The 17,617-nt window shown below is 41.7% G+C and carries 16 protein-coding genes; 11 read left to right on the top strand and 5 right to left on the bottom strand.

Annotated features, from left to right (window positions below; translation table 11 throughout):
• Positions 1-39: 39 nt before the first annotated feature.
• On the bottom strand, positions 40-1,251 hold the full coding sequence (locus AC3IRT_RS16525) for an alanine dehydrogenase (protein ID WP_489394304.1): 1,212 nt from the start codon (positions 1,249-1,251) through the stop codon (positions 40-42).
• Between the two features lie 148 nt (positions 1,252-1,399).
• On the opposite strand from AC3IRT_RS16525, the gene AC3IRT_RS16520 reads away from it, so the two are divergent.
• The 8 genes from AC3IRT_RS16520 to AC3IRT_RS16485 all read left to right on the top strand — a co-directional run bounded on the left by AC3IRT_RS16520 (position 1,400) and on the right by AC3IRT_RS16485 (position 10,497).
• Positions 1,400-3,262 carry a polysaccharide biosynthesis protein gene (locus tag AC3IRT_RS16520; RefSeq protein ID WP_489394303.1) on the top strand — a complete coding sequence of 621 codons (1,863 nt, stop codon included), beginning with the start codon at positions 1,400-1,402 and terminating at the stop codon, positions 3,260-3,262.
• An 80-nt stretch (positions 3,263-3,342) separates the two neighbouring features.
• A complete protein-coding gene (locus AC3IRT_RS16515) occupies positions 3,343-4,014 on the top strand; it encodes a tetratricopeptide repeat protein (protein WP_489394302.1) in 672 nt (223 codons plus the stop codon).
• A gap of 67 nt (positions 4,015-4,081) precedes the next feature.
• The gene (gene ribH / locus AC3IRT_RS16510; RefSeq protein WP_489394301.1) at positions 4,082-4,570 is read left to right on the top strand and encodes a 6,7-dimethyl-8-ribityllumazine synthase; all 489 of its coding nucleotides are present in this window, start codon (positions 4,082-4,084) and stop codon (positions 4,568-4,570) included.
• Between the two features lie 297 nt (positions 4,571-4,867).
• Positions 4,868-7,180 (top strand): GH92 family glycosyl hydrolase, encoded by a 2,313-nt coding sequence (locus tag AC3IRT_RS16505; protein WP_489396144.1) that lies wholly within the window; start codon positions 4,868-4,870, stop codon positions 7,178-7,180.
• A gap of 10 nt (positions 7,181-7,190) precedes the next feature.
• Positions 7,191-8,141 carry an endonuclease/exonuclease/phosphatase family protein gene (locus AC3IRT_RS16500; RefSeq protein WP_489394300.1) on the top strand — a complete coding sequence of 317 codons (951 nt, stop codon included), beginning with the start codon at positions 7,191-7,193 and terminating at the stop codon, positions 8,139-8,141.
• Positions 8,142-8,576: 435 nt separating this feature from the next.
• Positions 8,577-9,152: a biliverdin-producing heme oxygenase gene (locus AC3IRT_RS16495; protein WP_489394299.1), complete on the top strand. Its 576-nt coding sequence runs from the start codon at positions 8,577-8,579 to the stop codon at positions 9,150-9,152.
• A 53-nt stretch (positions 9,153-9,205) separates the two neighbouring features.
• Positions 9,206-9,439, top strand: a complete 234-nt coding sequence (locus AC3IRT_RS16490) for a 4a-hydroxytetrahydrobiopterin dehydratase (RefSeq protein WP_489394298.1) — start codon at positions 9,206-9,208, stop codon at positions 9,437-9,439.
• Complete coding sequence (locus AC3IRT_RS16485; protein WP_489394297.1) at positions 9,436-10,497, top strand: AI-2E family transporter; 1,062 nt, start codon at positions 9,436-9,438, stop codon at positions 10,495-10,497. The genes AC3IRT_RS16490 and AC3IRT_RS16485 overlap by 4 nt, the downstream gene beginning before the upstream one ends.
• Positions 10,498-10,527: 30 nt before the next feature.
• Here AC3IRT_RS16485 and AC3IRT_RS16480 read toward each other — a convergent pair whose 3' ends face one another.
• The 3 genes from AC3IRT_RS16480 to dnaK form a co-directional block, all read right to left on the bottom strand.
• Positions 10,528-11,670: a BamA/TamA family outer membrane protein gene (locus AC3IRT_RS16480; protein ID WP_489394296.1), complete on the bottom strand. Its 1,143-nt coding sequence runs from the start codon at positions 11,668-11,670 to the stop codon at positions 10,528-10,530.
• Between the two features lie 306 nt (positions 11,671-11,976).
• On the bottom strand, positions 11,977-12,684 hold the full coding sequence (locus AC3IRT_RS16475; RefSeq protein WP_489394295.1) for a hypothetical protein: 708 nt from the start codon (positions 12,682-12,684) through the stop codon (positions 11,977-11,979).
• A gap of 169 nt (positions 12,685-12,853) precedes the next feature.
• On the bottom strand, positions 12,854-14,758 hold the full coding sequence (gene dnaK / locus AC3IRT_RS16470) for a molecular chaperone DnaK (protein ID WP_489394294.1): 1,905 nt from the start codon (positions 14,756-14,758) through the stop codon (positions 12,854-12,856).
• A gap of 240 nt (positions 14,759-14,998) precedes the next feature.
• On the opposite strand from dnaK, the gene AC3IRT_RS16465 reads away from it, so the two are divergent.
• Together AC3IRT_RS16465 and AC3IRT_RS16460 are read left to right on the top strand one after the other, a co-directional pair.
• On the top strand, positions 14,999-15,550 hold the full coding sequence (locus AC3IRT_RS16465; protein WP_489394293.1) for a thioredoxin family protein: 552 nt from the start codon (positions 14,999-15,001) through the stop codon (positions 15,548-15,550).
• A gap of 47 nt (positions 15,551-15,597) precedes the next feature.
• A complete protein-coding gene (locus AC3IRT_RS16460) occupies positions 15,598-15,963 on the top strand; it encodes an MmcQ/YjbR family DNA-binding protein (protein ID WP_489394292.1) in 366 nt (121 codons plus the stop codon).
• A 52-nt stretch (positions 15,964-16,015) separates the two neighbouring features.
• Here the strand turns inward: AC3IRT_RS16460 and AC3IRT_RS16455 are convergent, their stop codons facing one another.
• A complete protein-coding gene (locus AC3IRT_RS16455) occupies positions 16,016-16,978 on the bottom strand; it encodes an isopenicillin N synthase family dioxygenase (protein WP_489394291.1) in 963 nt (320 codons plus the stop codon).
• Positions 16,979-17,127: 149 nt separating this feature from the next.
• Between AC3IRT_RS16455 and AC3IRT_RS16450 the strand changes: the two genes are divergently transcribed.
• Positions 17,128-17,583, top strand: a complete 456-nt coding sequence (locus AC3IRT_RS16450; protein WP_489394290.1) for a MarR family winged helix-turn-helix transcriptional regulator — start codon at positions 17,128-17,130, stop codon at positions 17,581-17,583.
• The last annotated feature ends 34 nt before the right edge of the window (positions 17,584-17,617 follow it).

Raw genomic sequence — 17,617 nt, 5'->3', positions numbered from 1 at the left:
AAATTGATAAAAAAAGATCTGTCGACTGTGATAAATCTACTATAGGTTGGATACCACGATTAGATTAAGATCTTTAGAAGGCATGTTAAATTTACTTCCAATGTCCTTGTTCGTCAGATTTCCGTGATAGAGATATATCGCGCTGCGAATGCCGGGATTGCCCCAGATCATATTATTCATTCCACCGCTTTCCCCAATTTCTAATAGAATTGGCGTAAAAATATTGGTCAATGCATACGTAGCCGTTCTCGCTACACGCGATGCAATATTGGGCACGCAATAATGAATCACGTCGTACTTACGAAAGGTGGGCTGATCATGCGTAGTAACCTCCGATGTCTCAAAACAACCGCCTTGATCGATACTTACATCAATGACCACCGAATTGGGTTTCATCTTCGAAACAGTTTCTTCCGAGATCAGGCAGGGAGCACGACCATTCTTGGCGCGCATCGCACCGATCACCACATCACAGGATTGCACCGCTTTGTTTAGTACGACAGGTTGAATAACAGAGGTGAATACGCGACTACCGACATTATTTTGTAATCGACGCAGTCGAAAAACGGAACTGTCAAATACTTTCACTTGTGCACCAAGCGCGATAGCAGTGCGCGCCGCAAATTCTCCAACCGTACCGGCACCGATGATGACCATTTCGGTAGGAGGTACGCCGGTAACTCCGCCTAACATCAAACCTTTGCCATCAAAAACATTGCTCAGGTATTCCGCGGCAATCAATACCGAAGTTGCGCCTACGATTTCACTCATGGCTCGTACGACGGACAGGTGACAGCCTTCATCTTGTAAATACTCGAAAGATAAGGCCGTAATCTGCTTGCGCATCAGGCTTTTTAACACGTCAAGATCCATCAGAGAAGGCTGTTGTGAAGAGAATAACACTTGGCGCGGTTTCATCATTTCTACCTCAGCAAGCGTCGGGGGCGAAATCTTGATTAAAATGTCAGACTCATACACCGTACGGGGATCGTGGGTAATCTGTGCGCCCTGTTCACTATAATGATGATCCAAGAAGTTGGATGCATTACCTGCGCCAGATTCTAGGATTATTTCGTGGCCGTGTTCCACCAATAACCCGACCGACAGCGGCGTGAGTGCTATCCTATTTTCCTGAAAGGTGATCTCCTTCAGAATCCCAATTTTTAAAGAATTTTTCTGTTTCCCCGCCATAGCGGTAGATTCTTTCGTCTGAAAAATAGCTTCATGGGCTATCTTCGCCATACTGCTCATTCTTTTTCCCTCATAAATACCATTAAAAATAGGAATAAATAAGTAACTTGGCAATCATTCGTAGACAAGATTAGTAGGGTATATGCCAAGTTTCAATCCGTTTAAGCATTTTAGGATCGTTCCTAGGTGGATCATATTTCTTTTTGATATGACCGTGGCGGTCATTGCCTTTCTGCTTAGTTATCTGGTGTATAGTGCTTTCCAAGTAGATAAGATGATTCATATCATTGTGTTCTGGGAAGCATTTCTTATGATGGGAGCTACTGCGGTTTCTTTCTACTATTTCAAATTGTATTCGGGCATTGTTCGTTACACGAGCGCGACTGATTCCATACGCATACTTTCCTCCGTACTATTTAGTGTGATCGTCATTTTAGTAGCCAAGTTTCTTTGGGCCATAGCATTTGAACGATTTGCCGTGTTGCCTATTACCTTAGTGATTCTCTACGGCTTATTTTTGTTTACCGGACTAACCATCTATCGCGCTTGTATTAAGATATTTTTCCAGTACACTAAGTTAGCCAAACGGAAAGTAAACAATATAGTGATTTATGGCGCTGGTGATTTGGGACTAGCTGTTAAACGCACCTTTGATCATGATGCCCGAGGAGACAAATTGATCGTGGCCTATATAGATGATGATGAGAAAAAAGTGGGCAAATCTATTGATGGCATCAAGATCTACCGTTCGAGAGAATTAAGTAAGATGATCGACAAGTATCAAATAGATGAACTGATATTTGCTTCTCATAAAATTGGTGTCGACACGAAGCAGGCGACGGTAGATGTTTGTCTGGAGCACAGTGTCAATGTGTTGACACTGCCGCCAATCGATCGCATTATGAATGGTGATCTGTTAGCAAAACAGATTCAGAAAGTGAAAATCGAAGATTTGCTAGAGCGTAAGCCTATCCATATCTCTAATGAGAATATTTTGCACCAGCTTAAAGGTAAGCGCGTATTGGTAACGGGCGCAGCAGGATCTATTGGTAGTGAGATCGCTAAACAATTGGGTAAGTTCGAGCCACAGATGATCGTGCTATGCGACCAAGCCGAGTCCCCGTTGCATAATTTGCAATTAGATTTGCAAGATGTGTATAAAGATCAGATCTACCATACTTATATTGGAGATGTACGCGATCAAGGTCGTATGAGTGCGCTTTTTGAGCTTTTCAGACCGCATGTAGTATACCACGCGGCAGCCTATAAACATGTTCCTCTGGTAGAAAGCCATCCGATTGAGGGAGTGCGTACCAATGTAATTGGCACCTACAATATCGCCAACCTATCTGTCGAATATGACGTGCAAAAATTTGTGTTAGTATCTACAGACAAAGCGGTAAACCCGACCAACGTGATGGGTACCACAAAACGCATTGCAGAGATTTATGTGCAGACGCTGGATAAAAAACTAACTCAATCTAGAGGCGATCATCGGACGCGTTTTATTACCACGCGATTTGGGAACGTGTTGGGATCCAATGGCTCTGTGATTCCTCGCTTTAGAGATCAGATCGAGCGAGGCGGACCGGTTACGGTAACTCATCCTGATATTACACGGTATTTCATGACAATTCCTGAAGCTTGTCAACTCGTAATTGAGGCGGGAAATATGGGTGCAGGGGGCGAAATTTTCGTCTTTGATATGGGTAAATCCGTCAAGATTGTTAATCTTGCCGAAAAAATGATTAAGCTTTCAGGTCGTGTACCTTACAAGGAAATAGATATTAAATTTACTGGACTGCGACCTGGTGAAAAATTATACGAAGAATTATTAAATGACCTAGAAAATACGATGCCAACGCATCATAGCAAGATCATGATTGCCCAAGTTCGCGAGAATGATATTGAAATGGTAGAAAAGTCCTTCCAAATCCTGTTCGAAAAGTTGCATACGCAAAACGAAACCGAAGTCGTGCGTCAGATGAAACGCATGGTTCCGGAGTTCATCAGTAAAAACTCTGTATATGAGCAACTCGATAAGGAACAACAAGATAACGTGCTGGGTTAAATAAGTTTGTAAATTATGGGTGATTTTGTTGCATGTAATTTTGAAAAGTGTATTTTTGCGTTCCAAAATAGTATGAACTGATGTCAACGAATGAAATTAAGAATACAGAAAAGAGCCCATTGAACAAGGGTTCTTTTATACAAAACAATTCCAAAAGTCTCGTATTTATCGTTGCTGGTATTGCAGCGTTAATCGTACTTTATGTGGGTTACCAATATTTGTATCTAAAGCCAAGAGCGGAAAAAGCAGCAAGCTTAATGTTTAAAGCAGAGCAATATGCGACCATTGATTCTTTGCAACAAAGGGCAATTACGGGTGATGGTTCTCTGATCGGCTTAAAAGAGATCGCAGATGAGTATTCCAATACGGCTTCTGCTAATATGGCCAATGCTTACTTAGGTGGATTGTATTTGAAACAAAGAAACTTCAAAGAAGCGATTACGCATCTTGAAAGATACACAGAGACAGGTAGTGAGGTGCTAGATCCATTGATTATCGGTTTGTTAGGAGATGCTTACTCCGAAGAGAAAATATATGATAAAGCAGCTAAGTTCTATAAGAAAGCGGCTGAAAAATCAAGCAACTCCTATACGACACCTTTGTTCTTGAAAAAATTGGCTTTAGTGTACGAAGTGCAAAACGATTTCAACAATGCAGAATCTGCATATGTTCGTATCCAAGATGATTTTCCAGAAAGCAATGAAGCGTCTGGCATTGAAGGACACATCGCACGCGTACAAACGAAGAAATAACGTTTAGTGACTATAAATAAGATACGAGGGCTACTGAGAAGTAGCCCTTTTTTGTATATTTGTATCTATGTCAAGTAGTCTTAAAAATTTATCGGATTTCTCTCATTTAAGTGTGCAAAATGCAGCTGGTTATCGTTTCGCCATTGTTGTTGCACAATGGAATGCGAGTATTACCGGTGCTTTGTTGTCTGGAGCGGTCGATAAATTATTGGCACATGGCGTAGTGGAACAGGATATCGAAGTGATCCAAGTGCCAGGTAGTTTCGAGCTTATCTCTGGAGCAGATATCGCGCTGCGCAATCAGGGTTTTGATGCAGTCATCTGTCTTGGTTGTGTGATCCAAGGGGAAACAAGGCATTTTGATTTCATCTGCAGCGCAGTAGCTGATGGTATTGCCAACGTTGGACTTAAATATAATAAACCTGCTATTCTCGGTGTTCTGACCACCGATAACGAACAGCAAGCAATAGATAGAGCTGGCGGCAAGCATGGCAATAAAGGTGATGAAGCTGCGGTGACGGCTATTCAGATGGCACATATAAGCCGCCGTTTCTAACTCCAAGGTTCAGTCCATATTTTCTACGCAATACCATATCTAGAATACACTTTTTTTTTAGCGTGTTTTTGAGAAATATGGCGCATTCATAATCGTTTGCTGATATTCCGATTTCATCTTTGATCTCCCTTTTTTGCGTTGTATTGTCCATTAAGGCAATGATTTAAGACTGTTTTCTGTAAAATCCCTATTACATCATTATCAATCTTTCTACAACAAGTCGTAGGATTAGCTATTATTCCTTATAATTGCTAAAACGTGTTAGCTAATTGAAGTTAATAGCCTAAAACTACTATGATGAAATGTAATTCTTTGTTAAGAAATAGCATGATGTGCTTGTTAGCTCTTCTGTACGTATGCACAGGATTTGCGCAAAGCAAGAAATCAAAATTGTACGAACCCGTTGACTTTGCCGATCCCATCATTGGCACGATGTCTAAATACGAATTATCCAATGGAAATACATATCCTGCCATCGCCAGGCCGTGGGGGATGAATTTTTGGACGCCGCAAACGGGCGAAATGGGCAATGGTTGGACCTATACATACACCGCGGATAAAATCAAAGGATTCAAACAGACGCATCAACCCAGCCCGTGGAACAACGATTATGGCCAGTTTTCATTGATGCCAATTACTGGTCAACCGGTGTTTAACCAAGATGAGCGCGCGAGTTGGTTCTCACACAAAACCGAAGTAGCCAAGCCCTATTATTACAGCGTATATCTGGCCGATCACGATGTTACGACCGAATTGACACCAACGGAACGCGCTGCAATTTTTCGTATCACCTACCCCAAAACAGATAGTGCCTATGTGGTGATCGACGCTTTTGATAAAGGATCTCACGTGGAGATCTTGCCCGAAAAACGCATGATAAAAGGATATACTACCCGTAATAGCGGTGGTGTAGCCGAGAACTTTAAAAATTATTTCGTGATCATCTTCGACAAGCCCTTCACCAGTTTGCAGATTGTGGAGAACGGGCAATTGGTTGCGAACAAAAAAGCGACCACTACCGATCATGCCGGTGCGATCATCGGGTTTAAAACCAAACGTGGCGAAGAAGTCATTGCCAAGGTTGCTTCTTCCTTCATTAGTTTTGATCAGGCAGAAATCAATCTGAAGGAAGTAAAAGATCAGGATTTCGAATCGGTCTCACAAGATGGTCGCGATCGCTGGAACGAGATTTTAGGGAAAGTAGAGATAGAAGATGATCGCACGGATCTTTTGCGTACTTTTTATTCCTGCCTTTACCGCTCCACGCTTTTCCCCCGTGATTTTTCGGAATGGGATGCCGACGGTAAACAGTGGCATTATAGCCCGTACAACGGACAGATTTTACCTGGTCCATTATTCACGGATACGGGTTTTTGGGATACGTTTCGCAGTTTATTTCCATTGTTGAATCTGCTTTATCCGTCGATGAATACACAGATGCAGGAAGGCTTGGTGAATGCGTATAAAGAAAGTGGGTTTCTGCCCGAATGGGCGAGTCCTGGACATAGAGCTTCTATGATTGGCAATAACTCTGCCTCCGTCGTCGCAGATGCGTATAGGACTGGATTGAGAGATTATGACTACAATACGTTGTGGGAGGCCGTGAAACATGGCGCCAATAATGTCCATCCCACAAATTCATCTACAGGAAGAGCGGGATATACATTTTATAATGAACTGGGATACATTCCAACGGACAGCAAAATCACGCAAAATGTCGCAAGAACATTAGAATATGCATTTAATGATTGGTCTATTTACCAGTTTGGCAAAGCATTGGGTAAGTCTGATGATGAACTACAAGTGTACAAAGACCGCGCGATGAATTACAAGAAGCTGTACGATCCCTCCACCAAATTGATGCGAGCGCGCAGCACAGACGGGACATTCAGATCTCCGTTTGATCCCAGCGCCTGGTCTAGAGATTATACCGAAGGTAATGCTTGGCATTGGAGTTTCTGTGTATTTCATGATCCACAAGGTTTAATTGATTTGATGGGTGGCAACAAGGAATTCACTGCTATGCTAGATACGGTATTTGTCATCCCGAGCTATGAGGGAATGAAAAGTCGCAGCATGATCCACGAAATGCGCGAAATGCAGATTATGAATATGGGGCAGTATGCACACGGTAATCAACCGATTCAACATATGCCTTATTTGTACAACTACAGTGCAGCGCCTTGGAAAACGCAGTATTGGGTTCGTGAAATCATGGATCGCCTATATTTGCCAACGCCAGATGGCTATTGTGGCGACGAAGATAATGGGCAGACATCGGCTTGGTATGTGTATTCTTCGCTAGGCTTTTATCCGGTAGCGCCGGGCACCAATCAATACGCGTTGGGATCGCCGCAGTTTAAAAAAGTAACCTTACATCTGGAAAACGGTAAAAAAGTAGTCATTACCGCTGCAAATCAGCAAAAGGATAATGTGTATGTTAATAGCCTGAAAGTAAATGGTAAGAAATACACCAAGAACTATCTGGATATCCCTACCTTGCAAAAAGGTGCTAAACTGAACTTTGATATGGCGCCGACACCTAATAAACAACGAGGTACAGCATCTGAAGATGCTCCTTATTCTTTCACTAATGAACTTAAAAAATAAAAAGAACAGGATGAAAAGTAAACAATGGTATTTGAGTTTTAAAGTATTAGGTATCTGGATCTGCCTAATGATAGCGGGATTGACTACGCACGCGCAAGATTCTATCGCCTTGAAAGTAGCTAGTTATAACATTCGCTACGATAATAAAGGTGATCGTGATAACGGTAATGCTTGGGAAAACCGATTACCGGTTATTAGCTCTTTGATTCAATACAACGATTTTGATATCTTGGGTTGTCAAGAAGTTTTAGCGCATCAGTTTGAAGATTTAAAGCAGCAGTTGCCTGCCTATACCTTTATTGGTGTGGGGCGCGATGACGGCAAGTTGGCAGGCGAGTTCGCGCCGATTGTATTTAAATCAGATCGTTTTTCGTTGTTAGATTCCGGCGTCATGTGGCTTTCTGAAACACCTCATACACCATCTAAAGGTTGGGATGCTGCTCTACCACGAATCTGCACTTGGGCACGCTTAGAGGATAAAGCCAGTGGAAAGCGCCTATGGTTTTTTAATCTGCACCTAGATCATGTTGGTTTAAAAGCGCGTGAGGAGAGTTGCAAGCTCGTTTTGCAACGCATGCGCAACGTAGTAGGAGATGATGATGTGTTGTGGACAGGCGACTTCAATGTAGATCAACGCAATTCCATTTATCAAATTATACAAGGATCTGGCTATATCTCAGATGCGTATGAACAGGCAGCGTCTCGTTATGCACACAACGGTACCTTTAATGCTTTTGATCCAAACTTGTGGACTGATAGTCGCATCGATCACATCTTTGTAAGTAAGGGAATATCTGTGCAGAAATATGCGGTGCTCCTCGATACCTACCGTAGTGCTACAGATCAGAAAGATGTTAAAAAAGGTGATTTTCCGAGTGAGTTATCGTTCAAAAATTATCAAGCGAGGTTGCCGTCAGATCATTTCCCGGTTGTAGCTGAGCTAACCATTCCGGTTCAATAAGGGCGCTCTATAAAATGTAGATCCCCGTTGCAAAGACTTCCCAAAAGTCGTCGCAACGGGGATGTTTTTTTTAAAAAAACGGGTAATTTTATTTCCGTTTTTAGTTAATAGTGTGCTCCAATACAAATAGTAGTAAGATAATTAAAGCAAGCATAGATATATTACCCAATATATCGCGAATCGCCTTTGGTTGTCTACTGATAGAATTCCTGATGTTCATAAATCTCTTATTTGTTGTATGTATCCACGAGAGGTTATTCTACTGCTTCAGCTAAATGAATTGAAATGTTGCGTAACCTTCGGTGGCTACAGCTATACAAAAAGTAAGCCAAAGTGCAGTTCGTCTTTTACTTGCGGATTTTTTCAAGGACAATTTGCCCATAAACTAGTATATTGTCGATAATAATTTTTGAAGGTTAATAATTACAGCATAAGATGTTGAATGAATATATAAAAGAGCATACGAAAGAAGCTCATCAAACATTGGAAGTAATCGTTATCAAACAATTGAAAGCGATTCGTAGTGAAGAGGATTATGCGAATATTCTGAAAAAATTTTATATCTACTTCTCATCGGTAGAGTATGCTATACAATCATACATCGAAGGTGATGTGTTGCCAGATTATGCGCAGCGTCGTAACTCAACGCATATTCGAGCAGATATTGAAACATTGGGTGGCGAAGTAGAAGTAAACAGGACAGCTATTGTACCACTGATCAGAAATGCGCGTGAGGCGCTGAGCGCACTATATGTATTGGAAGGCTCGATCATGGGAGGTCCCTATATCGTTCAAATGCTGAAAAAATATGGGATAACGCAGGGCTTCAGCTTTTTCTCTGGATATGGTGATGAGTCAGCCAAAATGTGGGAAAAGTTTGTGAACGTACTGAATACCGTAGGAAGTGACCCGATTACATTTCCCGACAGTGCTAATACAGCAAATCAAACCTTTTCACGTTTTCAAGATATGCTGATTGAACCTAATGAGCAGCAAAGCGACATTACCTAAAAACAATCCGGTTGTGAAGGCTGTTTATCAAGCACGATTTAATAGTAACTATTATGTGGCAAGAAACGGATCATCAGTTGTATCGTAAATTTACGTTTGCTAATTTCTCTGAAGCGTTTGCGTTCATGACGCGAGTAGCGCTGATTGCGGAGTCTGAAAATCATCATCCAACGTGGAAAAATACGTACAATAAAGTCGAAATTTGGCTAACGACCCATGATAGTGGTAATACCATTACAGATAAAGATCGTCAAGTAGCAAAAGCAATAGATCAATTGAGTGTATGAAAACCAATCCTACAAAAATGACCGTTTTAGGAAGCTTTAATCAAGTTTTAGCTTTCATCGTATTGTTTTTCCTCATTATGTATTTTGCTAAAGCTTTTCTAGTTCCGATTGCGATTAGCGGGCTTATGGCTATGTTGCTTTTGCCCGTGTGTCGAAAGCTGGAAGGCTGGAATATGGGGCGTGGTATTGCTGCTGTTACAGCGGTGTTGGTTACCTTATTAATCATTGTAGGAGTAATGTATGTACTCGTGAATGAATTGGTTGGATTGGGAGCTGAAATGGAATCTATAGGCGACAAATTCAATACCATGTTCGCGCATGGTCATAGTCTGGTGTCTGAACATTTTGATGTGTCAATTTCGAAACAGAAAGAATACTTGCAGGAGCAAGTGGCGACTTGGTCCAGCTCGGCTGGAAAGTTACTTGGGGGTGTGTTATTTTCGGTCGTCACTATTCTTGGAAATCTCCTTATCATCACGGTATACACGATCTTGATGCTGATTTATCGTCGAAGAATCAAAAGCTTTGTTCTACAGATCGTGGATCGGTATGTTGGTCACAATGAAGTTGGTCATACGAAGGAAATCGTCGATAAGATCACACGCGTATCCAGCCGATATGTAGCCGGTATATTTTTGGTGGTTTTGATACTTTCTATAATTTATTTTATTGGCTTAAGCATTATCGGGATCGAAAATGCCTTGTTCTTCTCTATAGTAGCCGCGTTGATCAATGTCATTCCGTATATTGGGTCGGTCGCCGGAGGTGGTATTGTGGTGCTGTATACCTTGATTACGCGTGATACGCTAAGTATACCCATTATCGTAACCATATTTTTCACCGTTACGCAGCAATTAGATAGTTACCTCTTAACACCGAAGATTACGGGTGGCCAAGTACAGTTAGGTCCACTATTTACCATCATGGTGTTATTATTAGGAGGTATGGTGTGGGGCACGGCAGGCATGGTTTTATTCATTCCATTACTCGGTATATTTAAAGTAATATTTGACCAAGTAGAATCTCTTCAGCCTTACGGCTATCTGATCGGAGATTGACGGATTGGCCATCCCCAGATCATCTAAGAATTAGAACGCTTCCCCATTGAAGATGTATATATTCGCACCTTCTCTGGTAAATGCTAGGTCAAATCGTAAGTAAATATCTTTCTTGGGGAAAAGAAGAAAGCGGAGACCTACACCGCCCGCTAATCGCGTATTGCGCATTTGAAAAGAGCCCAAATCTGGAGCGACGTTACCTACGGAACCAAATATGGCCGCGCCAAAGCGCTTGCTGAAAGAGAACGGCAGGATACGATATTCTGCTTGTGCGGCGAGCATGGCTCGATCGCGATAGCGACCAAGATAATAACCTCGCATCAAACGTTCTCCGCCTAATAGTGCCAATTGATTAAAAGGGACTTCTCCATGTACATATTGTCCAGATGCCTGCCAAGCGAATACAGTATTCTCTTTAACCTTATGGAATGAACGAACATCCAAATTGAAGGTGCCAAAATCGTGCTCGCTTACAAAACCTTTAATTGTTTTAAGGTAAGCAATTTCACCAAATAGACCTTGGCGTACATTCAACACATTATGTCGATTGTCGTATACAAATCCAAAGCCCAGTCCCATATTTCTAACGCCCTCACCTCCACGGGGAATATCGAATGGCTGACCCTCTTCCGGCTGCTCAAAATTCACACCAGTAAGTAGTTGGAAATCAACCTCAGGGCCGGCGAAAAAATTATCTGCTAACTTTCTTAACACACGTTGCTTGGCAGATATTTGGAAAGCATCTACCGTAGCTGGGTTCTCTTTAGACGTACCTGGCCCAATACCGTAATAAGAAAGTGGAAACCGCTGAATCTTGGTTTCACCCAAGAAAAACCATTTATCTTGATCTCCATATAGCGCATTTTCTAATTGTAATCCATATTGACCCCTAAAAGTAAAAAAAGTAAATGCCTGCATTTCGCTCAAACGATTTAATGTATCGCCATTGGCATAGTATAGTTTTAAGGTCGAAAAACCTAACTCGACGCCTGTTTCGGGAGCACTTGCAAATGTTGGATATATGGTTAAACTGGCTTTGTCAGCTGCAGTAGTATCATTGATGATTGAATTTACGTAGCGTCCCACCCAGCCATTGCGGATTTTTTGTGCAAATTGGCCGTGTACATAACTACTAAAGAAGAACAATGATAATAAAAGTGTAATCCTAAGCATCTTGCATTTATATCCTTAAATCTCGAAATACCTGCTGCTGTATGGAGCTATGCGGCAGTCTCAATGTGACATCAACTCTTCCTGCAATTTAATTGCCGAAATGATTATTTCTGTAGAAATAATCAAATTATTTGATTATTATTCAAAAATGGTCAATTTAATTGGGATGCAATGTGTTCTTTATAAAGTTGACTTTGTAATTACAAAAATAGATGTTGGTACATCTATTCTCGTAAACAGAAAGGTGGCTAGTCGTTTTCGACTAGCCACCTTTCAAAATTTATTTATTAGAATGAACAGTGTAGCCTAATGACTGTGCTCAGCGTGAATCTCCAATTTCAATTCTAAAACATTCTCACCGGAAAACATGCCGGCATAATCAGATCTATTCCAGTCCAAACGGGTAATGTTTTCCTTGACACCAGCTTGTAGTTTGCGGAGAACGAAGGTTACGTCGCGCGAATTGGCGACGTTGCTGTGGCCGATTCCAAAATAAGAAAGTATGCCCGTAGTACCTCTGCCTCCTAATCCTGTTACTGCTGTACCATCTCCATAAACGGTTTCTCGTGGTTGGAAGATAGCACCACTCTCGTCTGTTGTATTGGAGTTTAAGATGTAATCACCACCAATTAGGAATGCTTTGTAATTGGCAGCAGCAGCTTCTGTAGCGATAAAATCTGCCGTTACTTCATGACCCGTATGATCCCATGCTTTTAAGTCAAGACGATATACCGCTTCAGCGTCCAAATGTAGATGACCATTGGCTGTTGCTTCTCCTTGTGCGTTGAAAGTGACGACCTGCGCAGCTCCATCCGTCGCTCCAGCTAAGCCGTGGAAGTGATCGCCATGTGGGTAAACGCCATCTCCTGTAACCTCGGTAAAGGTTAATTCAGCCTGTTGAATACCTTCTTGCACGACATCTACTGGATCGTCGCTACTGCAAGATGTGAACGAAGCGATAAGTCCGAAAGCAAGAATAGCATTGAAAAACTTGTTTTGTTTGTTTGTAGTCATAAGTATGATGTTTAGAATTAAATGCCAAAAGTTTAATTTGTTTATTGCAACATTGTGGCAAATATAAAACATCATTCTTTTAAATGCAATATTGTTGCTAAATAAAAAAGCTCCGGCAGATTTCTCTGTCGGAGCTTTTTCAAATTCGCCCCTAGGGCGAAAGATCTACTTATTTTACTTCTTCAAAATCTACATCTTGAACATCATCACCACCGCCATTGCTGTCGGCTTGACCTGCATCACCCTGAGGTTGTTGTGCAGAGCCATCTTGAGATGCTTTGTACATGTCTTCCGAAGCAGCATTCCAAGCAGTTTGCAATTCTTCAGAAGCGGTGTCGATCGCAGCAAAATCACGCGCAGCATGCGCTGCTTTCAATTTTTCTAGACCAGCTTCGATTACTGATTTTTTCTCTGCTGGGATTTTATCGCCATATTCAGTCAACTGTTTTTCGGTTGAGAAAACTAATGCATCCGCTGCATTGATTTTATCCACTTCTTCTTTCAGTTTTTGATCCGATTCCGCATTAGCTTCCGCCTCTTGCTTCATTTTTTGGATTTCTTCATCGCTCAATCCAGAAGAAGCTTCGATACGGATATTTTGTTCCTTACCAGTTGCTTTGTCTTTCGCAGAAACTTTGATGATACCATTGGCATCGATGTCAAATACAACTTCGATCTGAGGAACTCCACGTGGCGCAGGAGGAATATCCGTCAATTGGAAACGACCCAAAGTACGGTTCTGAGCAGCCATTGGGCGCTCACCTTGCAATACATGAATTTCTACAGATGGCTGATTGTCTGCTGCGGTAGAGAATACTTCTGATTTCTTGGTAGGAATCGTGGTATTCGCTTCAATTAATTTCGTCAATACACCGCCCATTGTTTCGATACCCAAAGAAAGTGGAGTTACATCTAACAATAATACGTCTTTTACCTCACCAGTCAATACACCACCTTGGATAGCTGCACCTAATGCTACAACCTCATCTGGGTTAACACCTTTAGAAGGCTCTTTTCCGAAGAAGCTTTTTACGGCATCCTGAATAGCAGGAATACGCGTAGAACCACCTACTAAGATAATTTCGTCGATATCCGAAGTGCTGTACCCTGCATTTTTCAACGCAGTTTTACAAGGCTCGATCGTACGTTTGATCAAATCGTCTGCAAGACTTTCAAATTTTGCACGAGATAACGTACGTACCAAGTGCTTAGGTCCAGTAGCATCAGCTGTGATATATGGCAAGTTGATCTCTGTAGAAGATGTAGAAGACAATTCTACTTTTGCTTTTTCAGCCGCTTCTTTCAAGCGTTGTAAAGCCATTGCATCTTTCTTCAGTTCGAATCCGTTGTTCTCGTTAGCAAATTCAGAAGCCAACCAGTTGATGATTACGTTATCAAAGTCATCACCACCTAAGTGTGTGTCACCGTCTGTTGATTTTACTTCAAATACACCATCACCCAACTCTAAAACAGAAACGTCATGTGTACCACCACCACAGTCAAAAACGACAATTTTCATGTCTTTATTGGCTTTGTCCAAACCATAAGCTAATGCTGCAGCTGTAGGCTCGTTGATGATACGCTCTACTTTAAGACCAGCTACTTCGCCTGCTTCTTTAGTCGCTTGGCGTTGTGCATCGTTGAAGTAAGCAGGCACGGTAATTACCGCACGAGACACCTCTTGGCCTAAATAATCTTCAGCCGTTTTTTTCATTTTCTGCAAGATCATCGCAGAAATTTCTTGCGGCGTGTATTTGCGATCGTCGATCTCTACACGTGGCGTATTATTGTCGCCTTTTACCACATTATATGGTACTTGAGATACTTCTTTTTCGGCTTCGCCGTAAGAAGAACCCATAAAGCGTTTAATGGAATAAATAGTTTTGTGCGGGTTGGTAATTGCCTGACGTTTTGCAGGATCGCCTACCTTGCGCTCTCCACCCTCTACAAATGCAACAACAGACGGCGTTGTACGCTTTCCTTCGTTGTTCGCAATAACCACCGGCTCGTTACCTTCCATTACGGCAACACATGAGTTCGTGGTTCCTAAATCTATACCTATTATTTTTGACATATCTTATTTTGATTTCTCTTGTGCTTAATTTCTTATCTCCTATATCAACCGTTGTGCCAATGTTTAGAATGCATTTAAGACGGCATAATTGGGTACAATGTGTCTTGTTGATGTCAAATTTGCGTGACATCCTGTCATTTTCGGCGCTACGACCAGTAATAGCGTGGCAAAATTATGACAGTGCGAGCTCGGTATCTGCTCAATAAAATTGCGTAATTTAGCGGCAAAATTAATTGATTTATGACTTTCGACGAGTATCTGGTACATTTTGGTGACATACTTGCACAACCTGAAAAACACGCCCCCTGCGATAACGAGGAATATTTGCAATACGCAAAGATGAACTGGACGCGCATGAGCCGGTGGACAAAACGTTTCGAACCGAGCGATGCGATGAAGCGCTATGTAGATAGCATCACCGAAGAGCAGCATTGGATCGTGATTACTGAACCCTGGTGTGGAGATGCAGCGCATTCTGTTCCGCAGATTTACCAAATGGTGAAGAGCAATCCAAACATCGACTTAGACATACAACTTCGCGATAGCGAACCACACTTGATCGATGATTATCTGACCAATGGCGGTAAATCTATTCCCAAAGTAATTATCCGTAATGATGTTGGTCATGATAAAGCCGTTTGGGGTCCACGTCCAGAGCCTTTGCAAACTATTTTTGATGCGATGAAGGCAGACAACAAGTCTTTCGAGGAAATCAAAGAAACGCTGCAAAAATGGTATAATGAAGATAAGGGAGTGGCCATTCAAAACGAACTGTTGGCTTTGCTAGCTTAATACCATTTAGAGTCTTCACCCAGTTAAATCCGAGATCGCGCCATACTATGGATATCGAACGCTTACGCCTTTATTGCTTGCAAAAGCAAGGAGTATCCGAAGAGTTACCTTTTGGGCCAGATATCTTAGTGTTCAAAGTTGGGCTGAAGATTTTCCTGCTGATCGGTTTGGATCAAGTGGATGCCTTAAGTTTTAATGTGAAGTGTGACCCTGAGCTAGCGCTGGAATTACGAGAATCGTATCCACAGACGGTGTTTCCGGGTTATCATATGAATAAGAAACATTGGAATACCATATTTGCCAATCGCGATGCAGATGATCACTTATTGCAAGAATGGATCGATCATTCTTACGAATTGGTCTTTCGCGGACTGCCAAAGAAGCAGCAAGAAGAAATAAAAGAAGCGGAGTAGGCAACACCTATCCCGCTTCTTCATTATATAGCGATATGCTTTATAAATAAACTTACATTTTCAAGCCAATTTCGCGAAGGCGCTCATCCAAATATTGTCCAGCAGTATAGTCTTCATACAATTTCGGGTATTCGTCGGAGATTGTAGAATCCAAACTTGCTAAACTCATACTTGATTTTGGATGTAAGAAGAAAGGCACGGAATATCGAGAAGTTTTCATCAACTCTCGCGGCGGGTTTACCACACGGTGTGTAGTCGACTTCAGCTTATTGTTTGTCAAGCGTTGCAACATATCGCCCACGTTGACTACGATATCTTCGCCTTTTGCTTTGATAGGAAACCACTCATTGTCTTTAGTGAGTACTTCCAAGCCATCGGCGCTCGCACCTATTAATAACGTGATCAGGTTGATGTCTTCATGCGCTCCGGCACGAACCGCATCTGGCGAGATCGCATCCGGATTTTCAATCGGGAAGTAATGGATTGCGCGCAGAATAGAATTGCCATTAATCACGAAAGATTCGAAATAATCTTCTTCTAGATTTAAATATACTGCGATAGCTTGTAGGATATTTCTGCCCGCATCTTCCAGTCGTTTGTACACTTCCGTCGTGATCTCATTAAAGCGAGGTAATTCCGATACGACAATATTATCTGGAAAGTCTGCCTTCGAGTAGTCTTCACCAACAATAGTTTGTCCACGTTGCCAGAATTCCTTTAGGTCCGGCGTGTTCGCGTCTTTGGCTTTTTCTTTGCCTTTAGAAGTGTAACCACGCTGTCCGGCTAATTCTGGAAATTGGTATGCATTTTTGAGATCTTCTGGTAAGTCAAAAAACTCTTTGACGACTTTATAAAGCTCATCAATCAAGGATTGGCTCAATCCGTGGTTGGCTATCGTGACAAATCCAGTTTCATTAAACGCCTTACCAATGTCTTGCGAAAATTGTTTGCGCTGCGCGTCATTCCCTTCGGTGTACTGCAACAAATCTAGTCTAGGTATGTTTATATCTGCCATGCGACATGTTTTTATGATAAACAAAGTTAAATCTTATTACCGAAATTGCGTAATGCGATTTTTTACAAATTAAGGAGATAAAAATTTTGGAATGTCCTAAACATCTGTTAAATTTGTTATGCTGGCATAGCAATTGTAAACAACTAATTATGAGTCAAGATAACACGATAGATTATTTTTTAAAAGCTTGTTGGCAAAATTTGGCAAATAAATACAACCAAATTGCTGCTCAAGATGGCTTTACTCAGGCTGCTGGTTACATTTTGATCAATATCCATCGGGATGGTACTCCTGTATCGCATATTGCCAACTCGACTGGCGTAAAAACTACAAGTTTGTCACGTGTGCTAAACAATTTGGAGAATCTTGGCTTCATATATAGGGAAGCTAGTACAACAGATAAGCGATCCGTAAAGGTGTATCTTACCGAGTTGGGTATAGAGAAAAGAAACATTGCTAAGCATGTGGTTCGGGATTTTAATAACTTTCTGGATGAAGAGCTAAGCGCCAAAGAACGGGCTCAGCTCATCAAAACATTGTTAAAGATCAATGAACTGGTCTCAAAGTATGACCCTAAAAGAGAAAATTCAACAGTGAAACTCTAACGCACGCCAGCACCTGCTGGTAGCACTTACATAA

This window comes from Sphingobacterium sp. KH_072 (assembly GCF_057837975.1).
The sequence above is the reverse complement of the archived record's forward strand: the minus strand, read 5'-3'. Positions and strand labels throughout refer to the sequence as shown.